The sequence below is a fragment of the Streptomyces boetiae genome (assembly GCF_031845405.1).
In the GTDB taxonomy this organism is placed as follows: domain Bacteria; phylum Actinomycetota; class Actinomycetes; order Streptomycetales; family Streptomycetaceae; genus Streptomyces; species Streptomyces boetiae.
The window spans coordinates 12,949-28,881 of record NZ_JAVREN010000015.1 but is presented as its reverse complement, the minus strand read 5'-3'; the positions used below and the strand labels follow the sequence as shown (position 1 = coordinate 28,881).

The window sequence follows — 15,933 nt, the reverse complement described above, 5'->3', positions numbered from 1 at the left end:
GGGGCGTTTCGGCCACCGGCCGGTGGGCAACCGGTCCATACCGCCCCGGCGCGGGACCGGCGCCGGGGACTGTCGGTGGCGACGATTAACCTGGCCCGCATGTGCGGACGGTATGCGGCAAGCCGGCGGCCCGAGGACCTGGTCGCGCTCTTCGACGTGGCGCTGTGGGACGCGGAGGACCCCCTCCCGGCGGACTGGAACGTCGCCCCCACCAAGGAGGTGTACGCCGTGCTCGACCGCCCGGCGCGCGGCGCCGGGCCCGAGCCGGTCCGCCAGCTCCGTCCGCTGCGCTGGGGCCTCGTGCCCTCCTGGGCCAAGTCCCCCGAGGCGGCGGTCAAGATGATCAACGCCCGCGCCGAGACCGTTCACGAGAAGGCGGCCTACCGGCGGCCGTTCTCCTCCCGCCGCTGCCTGCTCCCCGCCGACGGGTACTACGAGTGGGTGACGGGCCGCGAGGAGCGGCAGGAGGAGGAGAAGGGGAAGCGCAAGCGCCCCCGCAAGCAGCCGTACTTCGTCACCCCGGCCGACGGCTCCGTGCTCGCCCTCGCCGGGCTCTACGAGTTCTGGCGCGACCGCACCCTCCCCGAGGACCACCCGCGCGCCTGGTGGGCCACCTGCACGGTGGTCACCACCGAGGCCGACGCCACGCCCCTGCCCGGCGCCCGCCCCGGCGGTCCCTCCTCCCTGGCCGAGATCCACCCCCGGATGCCGCTGGCCCTCACGCCCGAGCGCTGGGACGCCTGGCTGGACCCCGCCCGCACCGACCCCGAGGCGATACGCCCGCTGCTGGCCCCGCCGCCCCCCGGCCACTTCCGCGCCCACCCCGTCCCCACCGCCGTCAGCAACGTGCGGAACAACGGCCCCGAGCTGGTCACCGAGCTGCCGGCGCCCGAGGAGGAGACCCTCTTCTGAGGCGTGCCGCGCCCCCGCCCGGGGGCGCGGACGGGGGCGCGGACGGGGCGGGAATGCCCCGGGGCGCGCGCGCGTTGTCGCAGCCGACACGCACGCTGTGAGAGGGAGATCGCCTCATGGGATCCATCGCCTGCCCGCCCCGCCCCGCCGCCGCCGGCTCGCGGGCACGGGCCGCCGAGGTGGACTGGGCCACCCTCCGGCTCGCCGCCGGGCGATCGTCCCGACCGGCGGGGGAGGGGACCCGTCGTCTATCCTCCGAAGCGGACGAGCCCGGCCTCGGGCTCCTGACGCTGGCGGAGGAGGTGGGTCCGGTCACCGGGACGGACGAGGACACCCATGAGGAGACCGAGGCGGAGCGCAACGCCCGCTTCGAGCGCGACGCGCTGGGCTACCTGGACCAGATGTACTCCGCCGCCCTGCGCATGACACGCAACCCCGCGGACGCCGAGGACCTGGTGCAGGAGACCTACGCCAAGGCCTACGGCTCGTTCCACCAGTTCCGCCAGGGCACCAACCTCAAGGCGTGGATGTACCGCATCCTCACCAACACCTTCATCAACTCCTACCGCAAGAAGCAGCGCGAGCCCCAGCGCAGCGCGGCGGAGGAGATCGAGGACTGGCAGCTGGCGCGCGCCGAGTCGCACATGTCCACCGGCCTGCGCTCCGCGGAGTCCCAGGCGCTGGACCACCTGCCCGACTCCGACGTGAAGGAGGCCCTCCAGGCCATCCCCGAGGAGTTCCGGATCGCCGTCTACCTGGCGGATGTCGAGGGGTTTGCCTACAAGGAGATCGCCGACATCATGGGTACTCCCATCGGCACGGTGATGTCCCGGCTGCACCGCGGCCGGCGGCAGCTCCGTGACATGCTCGCGGACTACGCGCGTGAGCGCGGCCTCGTCCCGGCCGGGGCCCAGGGTCAGGAAGGCGCGGGATCATGAGCGGCGACCAGTCGAACCCCACCGACTGCTCGGAGGTCCTGGACCGCCTCTACGAGTACCTCGACCGCGAGATGCCCGACGGCGAGTGCGAGAAGTTCCAGGAGCACATCGACGAGTGCTCTCCGTGTCTGGAGAAGTACGGCCTGGAGCAGTCGGTGAAGAAGCTCGTCAAGCGCTGCTGCGGCCAGGACGACGTGCCGTCCGACCTGCGCGCCAAGGTCCTGGGCCGCATCGACGCCATCCGCGCCGGCGACCCCCTGGAGCCGGGCACTCCCGGCCTGTAGCCCCCCGCAGCCACCGCCGTCTCGCGCCCGCGCCCCGCCTGACCCATGCTGTGAGCAGGCGCCCGTCCGCCCATGGTTGGATGCCCTCCGGGACGGACAGGAGAACTGTGAAGTGCACGCTACGAAGCGGGAATCAGGCGGGACATCGTGAGGATCTTCGGCAGGGTCCGGCAGCGGCCGTCCACCGACTGGCGCTTGGCCACCAACCGCGCGTTCACCCTCATCGACGACGGCCGCTACGACGACGCCGACGCGCTCCTGACGCGGGCCGCCGACCTGGAGCCCTGGCTGTCGGAGTCCTGGTTCAACCTCGCGCTGCTGCACAAGTTCCGCCACGACTGGGACCAGGCCCGTTCGGCGGGGCTGCGGGCCGTGGCCCTGCTGGAGCGGGACACGGGCGCCCCCGACTGGTGGAACCTCGGCATCGCGGCCACCGCCCTCCAGGACTGGCCGCTGGCCCGCCGCGCCTGGCAGGCGTACGGGCTGCCGGTGCCCGGGGCCGCCTCGGTGGTCGAGGAGCCGCTGGGCATGGACCTGGGCGGCGCCGCGGTGCGGCTCTCCCCCGAGGGCGAGGCCGAGGTCGTCTGGGGCCGGCGTCTGGACCCGGCGCGCATCGAGATCCAGAGCATCCCGCTGCCCTCCTCCGGCCGCCGCTGGGGCGAGGTGGTCCTGCACGACGGGGTGGCGCGCGGTGAGCGCACGACCACGAGCGGGGGCCCGTCCTCCGTCTACCCGGTCTTCGACGAGATCGAGCTGTGGGCGCCCTCGGCGGTGCCGACCTGGGTGGTGCTGATCGAGGCGGCCACCGAGGACGACCGCGACGCCCTGGAGCGCCTGGCCGCCGACGCCGGGTACGCCGCCGAGGACTGGTCCTCCTCGGTGCGGCTGCTGTGCCGGTCCTGTTCGGAGAGCCGGATGCCCAGCGAGGAGGGCGACGGCCTCGCGCAGCACGACCCGCACGACCACAGCGTCCCGGGCGAGCCGGGCCCGCTGGGGCACACGGGCGCCGGCGGCCTGTGGTCCCCGGAGCGCGAGTGCGGGGTGGCCGCGCCCGGGTCGCTGGTGCGCGGCCTGCTGGACGGCTGGGTCGCCGACAGCCCGGACACCCGTGACTGGCGGGACCTGGAAGAGGTTTGCTGAACCGGCCGTAAGCTGTGGGGATCGCCCCGGAGCGAGGCTCGTGACGTTTGGACCGAAAGGCATACGGCCCCACCATGGCTCAGCACGACACCGATGAGCGCATCAGCGACGAGTTCATCGACGACACGAAGGACTGTGCCGAGCGCGAGCAGGCGCACCGCGAGCGCGGCACGGCCCGGCCCATCACCGTGGTCGGCCACCCGATGCTGCACCGCGAGTGCAAGGACGTCACGATCTTCGACGACGAACTGGCCCGGCTGATCGACGACATGTTCGCCAGCCAGCGCGCCGCGGAGGGCGTCGGCCTGGCCGCGAACCAGATCGGCGTGGACCTGAAGGTCTTCGTCTACGACTGCAACGACGACGAGGGCGTGCGCCACGTCGGCGTGGTGTGCAACCCCGTCCTGGAGGAGCTGCCCGCCGAGGCCCGGGTGCTGGACGACAACAACGAGGGCTGCCTGTCCGTCCCCACCGCCTACGCCGAACTGCCCCGCCCCGACTACGCGGTGGTGCGCGGGCAGGACGCGGAGGGCCGGCCCATCGCCGTGCGCGGCACGGGCTACTTCGCCCGCTGTCTGCAGCACGAGACGGACCACCTCTACGGCCGCCTCTACATCGACCGGCTCTCCAAGCGCGAGCGGAAGAACGCGCTGAAGATGATGGCCGAGGGCACCCCGCGCTACGAGACGGTGCCGAACGAGGGCTGAGCGCCCGGCGATCAGCCCATGGCCGGCCGCGGGTCCCGCGGCCGGCCCTCGACGTCCCGGGCCCACGCGGTTGACGCGCGTTGATAGTTGGGTCACGCTCGGTCCGATCGGCTCCTTCGCTCTCCCTCTCTCCCCCACGGAGGAAGAATGTCAGGACGCGTGGTGCGTCTCATCCTGTCGATTGTCATGTTCGCCTCAGTCTTGACTGCCGGAACGGTCGCCATGGCAGGCACCGCTCACGCCGACGGCTGCTACACCTGGGGCCGCACCCTCAGCCAGGGCTCCTCCGGCGAGGACGTGCGCCAGCTCCAGATCCGCGTCTCCGGCTACCCGGGCTACGGCTCGGTGCTCGCCCTCGACGGCGTCTACGGTGCGGCCACGGCCGCGGCCGTCCAGCGCTTCCAGTCCGCCTACGGCCTCCAGGCCGACGGCGTGGCCGGCAGTGGGACGTTCAACCAGATCTACGCGCTCCAGGACAACGACTGCACCCCCATCCACTTCAGCTACGCGGAGCTGAACCGCTGCAACTCCGACTGGTCGGGCGGCGCGGTCAGCGCCTCGCAGGCGCGGGCCAACGCCCTGGTCAACATGTGGAAGCTGGAGGCCCTGCGCCACGCGCTCGGGGACCGGGCGATCACGGTCAGCAGCGGCTTCCGCTCCTACGCCTGCAACAGCGCGGCCGGAGGCTCCTCCACCAGCCGCCACCTCTACGGCGACGCGGTGGACCTCACCGGAACGCCCTCGCTGTGCGCGCTGGCGCAGCGGGCGCGCTACCACGGCTGGCGCGAGATCCTCGGCCCCGGCTACCCCGGGCACGGTGACCACACACACCTGGCCCACAAGCCCTCGCAGACCTGGTCCGCCTCGTCCTGCGGCATCTGAGGGGGCACCCCGCGCGGCGGCCGGGCTCCGGCCCGGCCGCCGTCAGCCCTCCGTGCGGACGGCCGACCCCTCCAACTCCCGCGTGAAGACCCGCAGGGGAAGGCCCGGCACGGGCTCCCAGTCGCGCTCGGGGGCCCGGACGAAGCCGAGCCGGGCGTAGAGCCGGTGGGCGGCGTGCATCCGCCACTGGCTGGAGAGGACCACCCGCCGGTGCCCCAACCGCCGGGCCCGGCGGACGCACCCCCGCACCAGCGCCTCGCCCGCCCCCCGGCCCCGCGCCCGGGCCGCCACGGCCAGCATCCGGAACTCGGCCTCCCCCGGCCCGGCTATGTCCGCGAACTCCCCGCCCGAGCCGACGAACGTCACGCTGCCCAGCAGCGGGTCGCGCCCCTCCGCCCCCGGCCCGGTGGCGACCAGCACCTCGGCGTGCCGCGCGCGGCGCGCGGTGTCCCGCAGCTCCGCGAGGTACGGGTCGGCGGCGCCGAACGTCAGCAGCCCGTCGCCCAGATACGCCTGCGCGACCAGCTCGCCGACCGCTGCCAGCTCCCCGGCCCTTGCCTCCCGCACGGTGATGTCCATGGAACCCAGTGTGCCGGAGGGGTCTGACAACGGCCCGGTCACGCCCGCCGGAGCACCCAGTAGCCCGCCTCCTCGGCCACCACCCGGTAGCGGGCCTCGGGGAAGCGCTCCGTCGCGTACCGCAGCAGGGACACCTCGGTGTGCGCCGGGTCGAAGTAGGCGATGTACTCGGGAGTCACGCCGCCGGTGTCCCCGATCCAGAAGACCCGGCAGCGGCCGGTGAGATGAGCGATGGGCCGGACGTTGGAGGCCACCTCGGCGCCGTCGGGAACGGCCGCCAGCACCCGGTCGCCCGCCCGCGCCACCGGCCCGGGGCGGTAGGTGTCCGCGCTGGTCAGCGTGGCCACGGGCAGCGCGGTGCACAGGGCCGCGGCACACGCCAGCGCGGCGGCCGGCAGGTGGTGGGCGTAACGGCGCAGCCAGGGGCGCGAGGAGTGCCGGCTGCGCGCCAGGGCGTCGGCCAGGGCCAGGGTGACCACGGGCATCAGCACGGCGCTGTAGTGCCAGTCGGTGCCCCAGTAGTGGGGCTCCTGGGAGACGAACCGCCAGCCCAGGGTGGGCAGGAGGACCACCAGCAGCGGGGAGCGCAGCGCCAGCAGCCCGGTGGTGGGCACCAGCACCCACAGCAGGGTCCTGAACTTCTCGCCCGTCCCCTCGCCCAGCGGCGCGAGCAGCGCCAGCGGCCCCCCGCCCCCGTCGTCCTCGCCGAGCTTGGTCCAGTAGTCGTAGTCGCCGCCCGCGTTGAAGGCCGGTATCAGGAAGCTGATGATCAGCGCGCAGGCCACCGCGCAGCCCGCGGCCACCGCGAGCGCCGGGGCCACGGTGCCGGGGGAGCGGTGCCGGGCGCGCAGGGCGACGACCACGGCGATGGCCGCGGCGGTCAGGCCCAGATCCTCCTTCACCAGCAGCAGCGGCAGCGCCCACAGCAGCGCGGCCCGCCAGCGTTCCCGCAGCACGGCCTCCAGGGCGAAGGCGATCAGGGGGACGGCGAAGCAGATCTCGTGGAAGTCGAAGTCGACGGCCCGCTGCACGCCCCAGGACAGCCCGTAGGCGATGCCGAGGGCGGCGCCCCGGGCCCGGCCCAGCAGCAGCGCGCAGGCCCGGGTGACGGGCACCACGGCGAGCGCGAACAGCGCGGCCTGGACGATCAGCAGGGTGACGGGACTGGGGAAGACGCGGTAGAAGGGGGCGATCAGCGCGGTGACCGGGCTGAAGTGGTCGCCCAGGATAGGGAAGTCGGGGCCCTTGAGGTCGGAGACGGGCGCGCGCAGGTGCGCGTAGGAGCGCACGACCTGCTCGAAGATGCCCAGGTCCCAGGACTGGTTCTCGTGGCGGAGGTAGCGGGTGACCGACAGCGTGGCGTAGATCACGAAGAAGCCGGCGGCCAGCAGCCAGGGGTCGCGGTACGGGCGGCCGGCGGCCTCCGCCCCGGGTATTCGGGCAGGGGCGAGCGGGGTTCGGGCCTTCGGCGCGGTGGTCGTCATGGGCCTGGTCCCCCAAGGTGCGTCTCGGATCGTCGCCCGGCTCGGGCCGTCACCACCCTAGGGTGGTGACGGCCCGAGCCGAAGAGCGGTTCCGGACCGGGCTCGCAACGCCCCCGCCGCGCGCCCCCGCCGGGCCCGCGCGGCGGCACCGGGCCGTTCGCCCCGGGCGGGAAGAGCACGTCCATCGCCGCCGCCCCCGCACGGGGGCGGCCCGAAGCGGCGGCCCCGGACGGGGGCGGCCCCGGACGGGGCCCGCCGCTCAGCAGCAGCCGCGGTAGTGGCCGCTGTGCGGGTCGCGGTAGCGGTCGTCGGTGCGGCGGCGTTCGAACTCCCGGCGGGAGAGCACCGCCGCGGCCGGGTCCGCGGCGCGGGCGCGCTCGACGTAGCGGGCGTAGGCGTTCTCCCCGGTCAGCTCGGTGACGTACCAGCGCAGCCAGGCGGCGGCCCGCCGCGGGGCCGCGGTCAGCCGGCTCACCGGGACGCCTCGGGATTCGCCCCTGACGCGGACCCCGAGGCAGCCCCCGACGAAGCCGTCGGCACCGGCGCGGACCCCTCCGGGATCCCGCCGCCGGGGCCCAGCCCCGCGGCGGCCAGATCCGCGCGCTCCTCGCGGGTGGGGATCAGTCCCGCCGGGGCGATCAGCCGCGAGGCCACGTGCGGGCTCTCGTTCAGCCGCTCCGCCCCGGGGTCGCGCGCGGCGCGCACGCACACCCGCAGGGCGTCCGCCAGGACGATCACCACCAGCAGGGCCAGCACGGCCGAGATGACCGCGTCCACCGTGGCGTTGTTGACGATGGTCCGCATGTCGCCCATGTCCTGGGCGCCGGGGAGAAGTTGGCCGGCGTCGATGCCGTCCTGGTACTGGTCGCGGCGGGCCAGGAAGCCGACGGCCGGGTCGCCGGAGAAGACCTTCTGCCAGCTTGCCGTCAGGGTGACGACCGCGACCCAGGCCAGCGGGACCAGCGTCACCCAGGCGTAGCGCAGGCGCCCGGACTTGACCAGCAGCACCGTGCAGATGGCCAGGGCGACGGCGGCGAGAAGCTGGTTGGAGATCCCGAAGACGGGATAGAGGGTGTTGATGCCGCCCAGCGGGTCGTTGACCCCGACCCACAGCAGCCAGCCCCACAGGCCGACCACGAGGCCGCTGGTCAGCAGCACGCCGGGCAGCCAGGCGTTGGAGCGCAGCCGGGCCAGGCGCGGGTGCAGGCCGCCCAGCATGTCCTGGAGGATGAAGCGGCCCACCCGGGTCCCCGCGTCGATCGCGGTGAGGATGAACAGCGCCTCAAACATGATCGCGAAGTGGTACCAGAACGACATCATCGAGTCGCCGCCGATCACATCCGAGAGGATCCCGGCCAGCCCCAGGGCCAGCGTCGGCGCCCCGCCGGTCCGCGAGAGCAGCGATTCCTCCTCCACCGACTCCGCCGCGGCGGCCAGTTGGTCCGGGGTGACGGTGAACCCCCAGCCGGAGATGGTGTCCGCGGCGGTCTGGAGCGTGTCGCCGATCACCGCCGGCGGGGCGTTCATCGCGAAGTACGTGCCCGGGTCCAGCACGCAGGCCGCCGTCAGCGCCATGATCGCGACCGAGGACTCCATCAGCATCGCGCCGTAGCCGATGGTGCGCACCTGCGTCTCCTTCTGGATCATCTTCGGGGTGGTGCCTGAGGAGATGAGGGAGTGGAAGCCGGAGACGGCCCCGCAGGCGATGGTGATGAAGACGAAGGGGAACAGCGACCCGGCGAAGACCGGCCCGTCCCCGTTCGAGGCGAAGTCGGTGACCGCGTCCATCCGCAGGCTGGGAAGGGTGACGACGATGGCCAGCGCGAGCAGCGCGATGGTGCCGATCTTCATGAAGGTGGACAGGTAGTCGCGCGGCACCAGCAGCAGCCACACCGGCACCACCGAGGCGGCGAAGCCGTAGATCACCAGCCAGATGACGAGGGTCCTGGGGTCGAGGGTGAACGCCTCGGCGAGCCCGGAGTTGGCCACCCAGCGGCCGGCGGCGATGACGAACAGCAGCAGGGCCACGCCGATGACGGTCACCTCGGCCACCCGCCCGGGCCGCAGGAAGCGCAGGTAGACGCCCATGAACAGCGCGATGGGGATGGTCATCCCGACCGAGAACGCGCCCCAGGGCGACTCGGCCAGGGCGTTCACCACGACCAGCGCCAGCACCGCCAGCAGGATGATCATGATCGAGAAGATGGCCACGACCGCCGCGGCCCCGCCGACGGGGCCGATCTCCTCGCGGGCGATCTGGCCCAGGCTCTTGCCGTCGCGCCGGGTGGAGAAGAAGAGCACGGTCATGTCCTGGACGGCGCCGGCGAAGATGACGCCGACGATGATCCAGAACGTGCCCGGCAGGTATCCCATCTGGGCGGCCAGCACCGGGCCGACCAGCGGGCCCGCGCCGGAGATGCCCGCGAAGTGGTGGCCGAGCAGCACCCGCCGGTCGGTGGGGTGGAAGTCGATGCCGTCGTCCAGCCGTTCGGCCGGGGTGGCGCGGGTGGGGTCCGCTCTGAGCACGCGGGTGAGGAGGTAACGGGCGTAGAAGCGGTACGCGATGGCGTACGAGCCGAGCGCGGCGGCGACCATCCACGCGGCGGAGACGTCCTCGCCGCGGGAGAGCGCCAGCATGGCCCAGGCCACCGCGCCCACGGCGGCGACCGCCGTCCACGCGGCGACGGAACGGATGGAACGGGGACGCACCTGAGGTGCTGGGCGTGCCGAAGGTGGGGTGTGCACGGTGTCCTCCCGCCGGTCCTGGCTGATAGACATGCGGGAATCTAGGGCAGGCCGGGGCCGATGACCATGGGGCGAACGCCCCGCGCGACCCCGTCGCGAGCGCAACGGCCGCGGTGGCGGGCGTGCGTAACGGCCCGCGCGGCCGGGTCCGCGGTGCCGGGCGGGTGCCGTGCCGCTGCCGTGCGGGGCGTGCGCTACGCCGGCCGCGGGCGTTCGAGGGTGGCGACGAACTTGTACCGGTCGCCGCGGTAGACCGAGCGCACCCACTCCACCGGCTCGCCCGCGGTGTCGCGGGAGTGCCGGGAGAGCAGCAGCATCGGCAGGCCGACGTCGGTGCCCAGCAGCCCGGCCTCGCGGGGGCTGGCCAGGGAGGTCTCGATGGTCTCCTCGGCGCGCGCCAGGTGCACGCCGTAGACCTCGGCGAGCGCGGCGTACAGCGAGGAGTGGCGCCCCAGGCTGCGGCGCAGCGCGGGGAAGCGCTCCTGGGACAGGTGCGTGGTCTCGATCGCCATGGGCTCGCCGCTGGCCAGCCGCAGCCGCTCGATGCGCAGGACGCGGCCGCCCTCGGGGATGTCCAGCAGGTCGCCGATCCGCTCGTCGGCGGTGATGTAGCCGATCTCCAGCAGCTGGGAGGTGGGTTCGAGGCCCTGGGCGCGCATGTCCTCCGTGTAGGAGGTCAATTGGAGCGCCTGGGAGACCTTGGGCTTGGCGACGAAGGTGCCCTTGCCCTGGATGCGCTCCAGGCGGCCCTCGACCACCAGCTCCTGGAGCGCCTGCCGCACGGTCGTCCGGGAGGTGTCGAAGTCGGTGGCCAGCGTGCGCTCGGGCGGGACCGGGGTGCCCGGGGGCAGGGTCTCGGTCATCCGCAGCAGGTGCCGCTTGAGACGGTAGTACTTCGGGACGCGGGCGGCGCGCAGGCGGTCGGCCGGGGCCTCGGCGCCGGCGGCGGGCGGGACCGCGAGCCCCGCGGCGGTGCCCGGCTCCCCGGCCGTGGCGGGCCCTTCGGCCCCCTCAGTCTCGTGCTTTTCTGCCGTCACCGACTCCTCCGAGAGATCGCGGCTCACATCCTGACACGGGCGCCCGGTCGGGCCGTATCCGCACAGATGTCGGTCGGATAACGGACGGTCCGGGCCCGCTCGTGGACCCTTGACACCCCCGGCTGGTCTAGTCCAGAGTCCCGTCAACTGGTCTACACCTCTTGTCTACACCATTAACCATAACGGCCGTCCCCGGGCCGCAACCGCAAGGGGTCCGGCCTTCCCCGAGGAGGGTGACGTGAAGCGGAAGCTCTTCGCTGCCACATGTGTGGCGGCCCTGACGGCCGCGCTGGCGGCCTGCGGCGACGACGGCAGCGGGTCGGCGGGCGGGGGGAATCCCGACTCCCTCACCGTGTGGCTGATGGACGGCTCGGCTCCCCAGGAGTGGATCGACGAGCTGAACGCCGCGTTCGAGCAGGAGCACGGCGTCGAGGTGAACGTCGAGACCCAGCAGTGGGACGGCATCCAGGACCGGCTGACCACCGCGCTGTCGGAGGACGGCACGGTGGACGTCCTGGAGATCGGCAACACCCAGACCGTGGGCTTCGCCAACACCGGCGGCCTGGCCGACCTGGGCGAATTCGCCGAGGAGCCCTGGTCGCCGAACATGCTGGAGTCCGGGCAGGTGGACGGCACGCTGTACGCCCTGCCCTGGTACGGCGCCAACCGCGTCGTGATCTACGACCGCAGCCTGTGGGAGGAGGCCGGCGCCCGGGTGCCCACCACCCGCGAGGAGTGGATCGAGGCCCTGGAGCTGATCGACGAGAACACCGAGGCCGAGCCGATCTACCTGCCCGGCCAGAGCTACTACGTGCTCGGCGGCTTCATCGCGGACGAGGGCGGCAGCTTCGCGGTGCAGGAGGGCGACGAGTGGCGCGGCGCGCTGGCGAGCCCCGAGGGCGAGGCCGGCATGGACTTCTACGCCCAGCTCCAGGCCTTCTCCTCCTCCCCGACCGACAACGACGAGGCGTCCCCGCAGCAGTCCACCGAGGTCGTTCCCAACCAGGACATCGCCTCCTGGATCGGCCTGGGCTGGGAGGCGGCCGGGGCCGTCGCCGCCATCGAGGAGGCCGGGGAGCAGGCCGACTTCGGCTACTTCCCCATCCCGGGGCCCACGGCCGACGAGCTGGGCCACGTCTTCCTCGGCGGGTCCAACCTCGCGGTGAACGAGCGGGCCGGGAACCCGGAGATGGCCCGCGAGTGGCTGCGGATGGCCACCTCCCAGGAGTGGGCGCAGCGCTACGTGGACGCCAACGGCGACGGCGTGGTGCCCAACCGCACCGACGTGACGGCCGAACCCGAGCCCGGGTCGTTCGCGGAGGCCATGGTCGCCTCCGCCGAGGTGGGCTTCCTGCCCCCGCTGACCACCGGCTGGGCCAACGTCGAGACCGTGCCCAACCCCATCAAGGAGATGATGACCGCCGTCCTGAACGGGGAGGACTACGCCTCCGCCGCCGAGGAGGCCGACGCCGAGGTCACCACGCGCATCAACCGCGAGTGACCCGCCCGCCCCGGGGGCGCCGCCCGCGACGGCGGCGCCCCCGGGGCCGCGCGTGCCGGGCGCCGCGCCGGGCGGAGGGGGCCCGGCGCGACGCGCGGCACCGCCTCGCCTCCGCGCCGGGGCACCCCGGCCCCCGCACCATCGACGAAAGCCCCCGGCGGCGGCCCGCCACGAGCGGAGCCCCGCGGGGAGGTCCCGCACGGACGCCGGCCGGACGCCGGCAGAGAGGAACCCGGTCCATGCCCCAGACGGCTGCCGCGGCCCCGCGCGGGTGCCCTCCCCCGGAGGGCCGCCGATGACCGTGCAGATCGACCAGGCCCCGCCCCGGACGCCGCGCGTCCCCGCCGCCCAGGCGCCCCGCCCGGGCCGCCGCCGCGGCCTCCCGGCCGGGCTGCTGCCCTACCTCCTCATCGCCCCCGCCGTCCTCGCGCTCGCGGCCGTGCTGGGCTACGCGCTGATCCGCAACCTCGTCATCTCCTTCCAGGGGTTCGGCCGCCGCCAGCTCATCTCCCGCACCACCGAGTGGACCGGCTGGGACAACTACCGCTCCATCCTGGAGATGGACGCCTTCTGGGACTCCGTCACCCGGACATTCCTCTTCACCGCCGTCAACGTCGTGCTGATCATGGTCATCGGCACCCTCGCCGGGCTGCTGCTGAACGCCCTGGGCAAGACGATGCGGCTGCTGCTCTCCGTGAGCCTGGTGGCGGCCTGGGCGATGCCCGTCATCGCCAGCACCACCGTCTTCCAGTGGCTCTTCGACACGCAGTTCGGCGTCGCGAACTGGGTGATGCGCGGCCTGGGCTTCGAGGGCTACGAGCAGCACAACTGGTTCGCCAGCGGCTTCTCCACCCTGGCCATCGTCACCGTGCTGATCGTCTGGGCCTCCGTGCCCTTCGTCGCGCTCAACCTCTACGCGGCGCTGACCACCGTCTCCGGCGAGATCTACGAGGCGGCCCGGATGGACGGAGCCTCCGGCTGGCGGACGTTCTGGTCCATCACCGCCCCGATGATGCGGCCCTTCTTCCTCATCACCACCTTCCTGGAGATCATCTGGGTGTTCAAGGCGTTCACCCAGATCTACGCGATGAACGCCGGCGGCCCCGGCGGCGAGTCCGAGACGCTGCCGGTGATGGCCTACGTGCAGGGCATGGGCCAGAACCAGTACGGCGCCGCCGCGGCGATCTCCGTGCTCACCCTGGTCATCCTGCTGATCGCGATGTCCTTCTACTTCCGCCTGATCCTCAAGCAGGAGAAGGAGCAGTCATGAGGCGGCCCGGCCTGGCGCGGAGGATCTGGCTCAACGGCACCGCCCTGGTGCTCTCGGCCGTCTTCCTCTTCCCCGTGTACTGGATGCTCTCCACGTCCTTCAAGAGCAACTCCCAGGTGCTCACCCGCGATCCCGTCTTCTTCTTCGCGCCGACCTTCGAGCACTACTCCACGGCCACCGGGGTCGAGCTGTTCTGGACGTATGTCGCCAACAGCTTCCTCGTCACGATCGGGGCGGTGCTGCTGGCGCTGGCCGTGGCGCTGGCGGCGAGCTATGCCATCGCCCGGCTCCGCTTCCGGGGGCGGCGGGGGATGCTGCTGGTGGTGATGATGGCGCAGATGGCGCCCTGGGAGATCCTGATCATCGTCGTCTACCTCAACGCCCGGGACCTCTCGGCACTCAACAGCCTGGGGACCCTGGTCCTGGTCTACTTCGTGATGGCCCTGCCCTTCACGATCTGGACGCTGCGCGGCTTCATCGCCGCGGTGCCGCAGGAGCTGGAGGAGTCCGCGCTGATCGACGGCTGCGGCCGGGGGCAGGCGTTCCTGCGCGTGATCTTCCCGCTGCTGGCGCCCGGCCTGATGGCCACCTCGCTCTTCGGCTTCATCATGGCCTGGAACGAGTACGCCATGGTCCTGGTGCTGAACAAGGCGCCGGACAAGGCCACGCTCCCGCTGTGGCTCACGCAGTTCCAGACGAACTTCGGGAACGACTGGGGGGCCACCATGGCGGCGTCCTCGCTCTTCACCATCCCGGTGCTGATTGTCTTCGTCCTCCTCCAGCGACGGGTCACCGGCGGGTTCACCGCGGGTGCCGTGAAGGGATAGGGCCCGCAGATGACCTCCACCGTGAGCGAGCGCGACACCCTCGCCCGGGACGCCCTGGCCGTCCTGCAGCCGACCTTCGCCGGCACCACGACCCTCCCCGACTGGCTGCCGCGGCAGATGGAGAACGGCCTCACCGCCGTCGGCCTCTTCGGCCGCAACGTCGTCTCGCCCGAGCAGGTCGCCGCCCTCACCGCCCGGCTGCGCGCGGTCAGGCCCGAGGTCATGGTCGCCGTGGACGAGGAGGGCGGCGACGTGACCCGCCTCGAGGTCCGCGGCGGGTCCTCCTTCCCCGGCAACCACGCCCTGGGCAGCGTGGACGACCCCGAGCTGACCCGCGCGGTCGCCGCCGAGCTGGGCCGCCGCCTGGCCGCGGCCGGCATCACCCTCAACTGGGCGCCCTCCGCCGACATCAACTCCGACCCGGCCAACCCCGTCATCGGGGTCCGCTCCTTCGGCGAGGACCCCGCGCTGGTGGCCCGGCACACCGTCGCCTACGTCGAGGGCCTGCAGAGCGCCGGGGTCGCCGCCTGCGTCAAGCACTTCCCCGGGCACGGCAACACCGCCGTCGACTCCCACCTCGCCCTTCCGCGCATCGACATCGGCACCGACACCCTTTACGCCAGGGAACTCGTCCCCTTCCGCGCCGCCGTCCGGGCCGGAACCCGGGCCGTGATGAGCGCCCACATCCTGCTCCCGGCCCTCGACCCCGAGCGGCCCGGCACCCTCAGCCGCGCCGTCCTCACCGGCCTGCTGCGCGCCCCCGCCGCCGAGGGCGGCCTCGGCTTCGAGGGCCTGATCGTCTCGGACGCCCTGGAGATGCGCGCCATCGCCGACGCCTACGGCCTGGAGGGCGGCAGCGTGCTGGCCGTGGCCGCGGGCGCCGACGCCCTGTGCGTCGGCGGCACCCCCTCCGACGAGGCGGAGGTGCTGCGGCTGCGGGACGCCCTCGTCGCCGCCGTCCGCTCCGGCGAGCTGCCCGAGGAACGCCTGCACGACGCGGCCGAACGCGTCCGCGCCCTCGCCCGCTGGACGACGCGGGCCCGCGAGCGGGCCGGGGGAGCCGCGCCCGACGGGGAGATCGGGCTCACCGCCGCCCGCCGCGCCCTGCGCGTCAGCCACCCCGCCGGCGAGGCCGCCTGGGCGCCGCCGGCCTCCCCGGCCTACGTCGCCTCCTTCGCCCCGGCCGCCAACTCGGCCGCCGGGGAGGAGACCCCCTGGGGCCTGGGCCCCGAGCTGGCCCGCCTCCTGCCCGGCACCGCCCACGGGCGGCACGCCGGACACGACCCCGCGGCCCTGGCCGCCGAGGTGCTTCGGGCCGCGGGGCAGCGGCCGGTGGTGGCCGTGGTGCGCGACGTCCACCGCCACCCGTGGATGGCCGCCGCCCTCGCGGCCGTGCTCGCCGCCCGCCCCGGGACCGCCGTCGTGGAGATGGGCCTGCCGCACGCCCCGCCCGCCGGCGCCCTGCACATTGCCACCCACGGCGCCGCCCGCGTCTGCGGCCGGGCCGCCGCCGAGGTCATCGCGGGCCGCCGCGCCGCCTGAGGACCCGCGCCCCGGCCGCCGCCGTCCACGCCTCCCGCTCCGCCCGCCGTCCGTCCTGCCCGCACACCCACCTCCGGAGGAACCC

General features: G+C 73.6%; 15 protein-coding genes. 10 read left to right on the top strand and 5 right to left on the bottom strand.

Features of this window, described 5'->3' with window-relative positions:
• The first annotated feature begins 99 nt into the window (after positions 1–99).
• From RM780_RS12560 to RM780_RS12535, 6 genes are all read left to right on the top strand, one after another.
• Positions 100–912 (top strand): SOS response-associated peptidase, encoded by an 813-nt coding sequence (locus RM780_RS12560; protein ID WP_311630741.1) that lies wholly within the window; start codon positions 100–102, stop codon positions 910–912.
• A 302-nt stretch (positions 913–1,214) separates the two neighbouring features.
• The gene (locus RM780_RS12555; RefSeq protein WP_394812953.1) at positions 1,215–1,850 is read left to right on the top strand and encodes a sigma-70 family RNA polymerase sigma factor; all 636 of its coding nucleotides are present in this window, start codon (positions 1,215–1,217) and stop codon (positions 1,848–1,850) included.
• The gene (rsrA, locus tag RM780_RS12550) at positions 1,847–2,134 is read left to right on the top strand and encodes a mycothiol system anti-sigma-R factor (RefSeq protein WP_311630739.1); all 288 of its coding nucleotides are present in this window, start codon (positions 1,847–1,849) and stop codon (positions 2,132–2,134) included. The genes RM780_RS12555 and rsrA overlap by 4 nt, the downstream gene beginning before the upstream one ends.
• 147 nt (positions 2,135–2,281) lie before the next feature.
• Complete coding sequence (locus RM780_RS12545; RefSeq protein WP_311630738.1) at positions 2,282–3,274, top strand: tetratricopeptide repeat protein; 993 nt, start codon at positions 2,282–2,284, stop codon at positions 3,272–3,274.
• A gap of 74 nt (positions 3,275–3,348) precedes the next feature.
• Positions 3,349–3,981, top strand: coding sequence for a peptide deformylase (gene def / locus RM780_RS12540; RefSeq protein ID WP_311630737.1), 633 nt, complete (start codon positions 3,349–3,351; stop codon positions 3,979–3,981).
• 147 nt (positions 3,982–4,128) lie between these two features.
• Entirely contained in the window at positions 4,129–4,863 is a 735-nt protein-coding gene (locus RM780_RS12535; protein WP_311630736.1) for a D-Ala-D-Ala carboxypeptidase family metallohydrolase, read from the top strand.
• Positions 4,864–4,905: 42 nt separating this feature from the next.
• Here RM780_RS12535 and RM780_RS12530 read toward each other — a convergent pair whose 3' ends face one another.
• The 5 genes from RM780_RS12530 to RM780_RS12510 form a co-directional block, all read right to left on the bottom strand.
• Positions 4,906–5,442 carry a GNAT family N-acetyltransferase gene (locus tag RM780_RS12530; RefSeq protein WP_311630735.1) on the bottom strand — a complete coding sequence of 179 codons (537 nt, stop codon included), beginning with the start codon at positions 5,440–5,442 and terminating at the stop codon, positions 4,906–4,908.
• Between the two features lie 38 nt (positions 5,443–5,480).
• A complete protein-coding gene (locus tag RM780_RS12525; protein WP_311630734.1) occupies positions 5,481–6,926 on the bottom strand; it encodes a DUF2079 domain-containing protein in 1,446 nt (481 codons plus the stop codon).
• Between the two features lie 259 nt (positions 6,927–7,185).
• Complete coding sequence (locus RM780_RS12520; protein WP_394812948.1) at positions 7,186–7,401, bottom strand: CstA-like transporter-associated (seleno)protein; 216 nt, start codon at positions 7,399–7,401, stop codon at positions 7,186–7,188.
• On the bottom strand, positions 7,398–9,704 hold the full coding sequence (locus RM780_RS12515; RefSeq protein WP_394812947.1) for a carbon starvation CstA family protein: 2,307 nt from the start codon (positions 9,702–9,704) through the stop codon (positions 7,398–7,400). Before RM780_RS12515 ends, RM780_RS12520 begins: the two co-directional genes overlap by 4 nt.
• A gap of 161 nt (positions 9,705–9,865) precedes the next feature.
• Positions 9,866–10,708, bottom strand: coding sequence for a GntR family transcriptional regulator (locus RM780_RS12510; protein WP_394812946.1), 843 nt, complete (start codon positions 10,706–10,708; stop codon positions 9,866–9,868).
• Positions 10,709–10,946: 238 nt separating this feature from the next.
• On the opposite strand from RM780_RS12510, the gene RM780_RS12505 reads away from it, so the two are divergent.
• From RM780_RS12505 to RM780_RS12490, 4 genes are all read left to right on the top strand, one after another.
• Positions 10,947–12,209: an extracellular solute-binding protein gene (locus RM780_RS12505; RefSeq protein ID WP_311630733.1), complete on the top strand. Its 1,263-nt coding sequence runs from the start codon at positions 10,947–10,949 to the stop codon at positions 12,207–12,209.
• Between the two features lie 295 nt (positions 12,210–12,504).
• Positions 12,505–13,479 (top strand): carbohydrate ABC transporter permease, encoded by a 975-nt coding sequence (locus RM780_RS12500; RefSeq protein ID WP_311630732.1) that lies wholly within the window; start codon positions 12,505–12,507, stop codon positions 13,477–13,479.
• Positions 13,476–14,306 carry a carbohydrate ABC transporter permease gene (locus RM780_RS12495; RefSeq protein WP_311630731.1) on the top strand — a complete coding sequence of 277 codons (831 nt, stop codon included), beginning with the start codon at positions 13,476–13,478 and terminating at the stop codon, positions 14,304–14,306. The genes RM780_RS12500 and RM780_RS12495 overlap by 4 nt, the downstream gene beginning before the upstream one ends.
• Positions 14,307–14,315: 9 nt before the next feature.
• Positions 14,316–15,848 carry a glycoside hydrolase family 3 protein gene (locus tag RM780_RS12490; RefSeq protein WP_311630730.1) on the top strand — a complete coding sequence of 511 codons (1,533 nt, stop codon included), beginning with the start codon at positions 14,316–14,318 and terminating at the stop codon, positions 15,846–15,848.
• The last annotated feature ends 85 nt before the right edge of the window (positions 15,849–15,933 follow it).

Excerpts from the sequence above, each read along its gene's own strand:
- rsrA (WP_311630739.1), top strand. The coding sequence starts at position 1,847 with ATGAGCGGCGACCAGTCGAACCCCACCGACTGCTCGGAGGTCCTGGAC.
- RM780_RS12490 (WP_311630730.1), top strand. The coding sequence starts at position 14,316 with ATGACCTCCACCGTGAGCGAGCGCGACACCCTCGCCCGGGACGCCCTG.
- RM780_RS12530 (WP_311630735.1), bottom strand. The coding sequence starts at position 5,442 with ATGGACATCACCGTGCGGGAGGCAAGGGCCGGGGAGCTGGCAGCGGTC.
- RM780_RS12515 (WP_394812947.1), bottom strand. The coding sequence starts at position 9,704 with ATGTCTATCAGCCAGGACCGGCGGGAGGACACCGTGCACACCCCACCT.
- RM780_RS12535 (WP_311630736.1), top strand. The coding sequence starts at position 4,129 with ATGTCAGGACGCGTGGTGCGTCTCATCCTGTCGATTGTCATGTTCGCC.
- def (WP_311630737.1), top strand. The coding sequence starts at position 3,349 with ATGGCTCAGCACGACACCGATGAGCGCATCAGCGACGAGTTCATCGAC.
- RM780_RS12495 (WP_311630731.1), top strand. The coding sequence starts at position 13,476 with ATGAGGCGGCCCGGCCTGGCGCGGAGGATCTGGCTCAACGGCACCGCC.
- RM780_RS12500 (WP_311630732.1), top strand. The coding sequence starts at position 12,505 with ATGACCGTGCAGATCGACCAGGCCCCGCCCCGGACGCCGCGCGTCCCC.
- RM780_RS12525 (WP_311630734.1), bottom strand. The coding sequence starts at position 6,926 with ATGACGACCACCGCGCCGAAGGCCCGAACCCCGCTCGCCCCTGCCCGA.
- RM780_RS12560 (WP_311630741.1), top strand. The coding sequence starts at position 100 with ATGTGCGGACGGTATGCGGCAAGCCGGCGGCCCGAGGACCTGGTCGCG.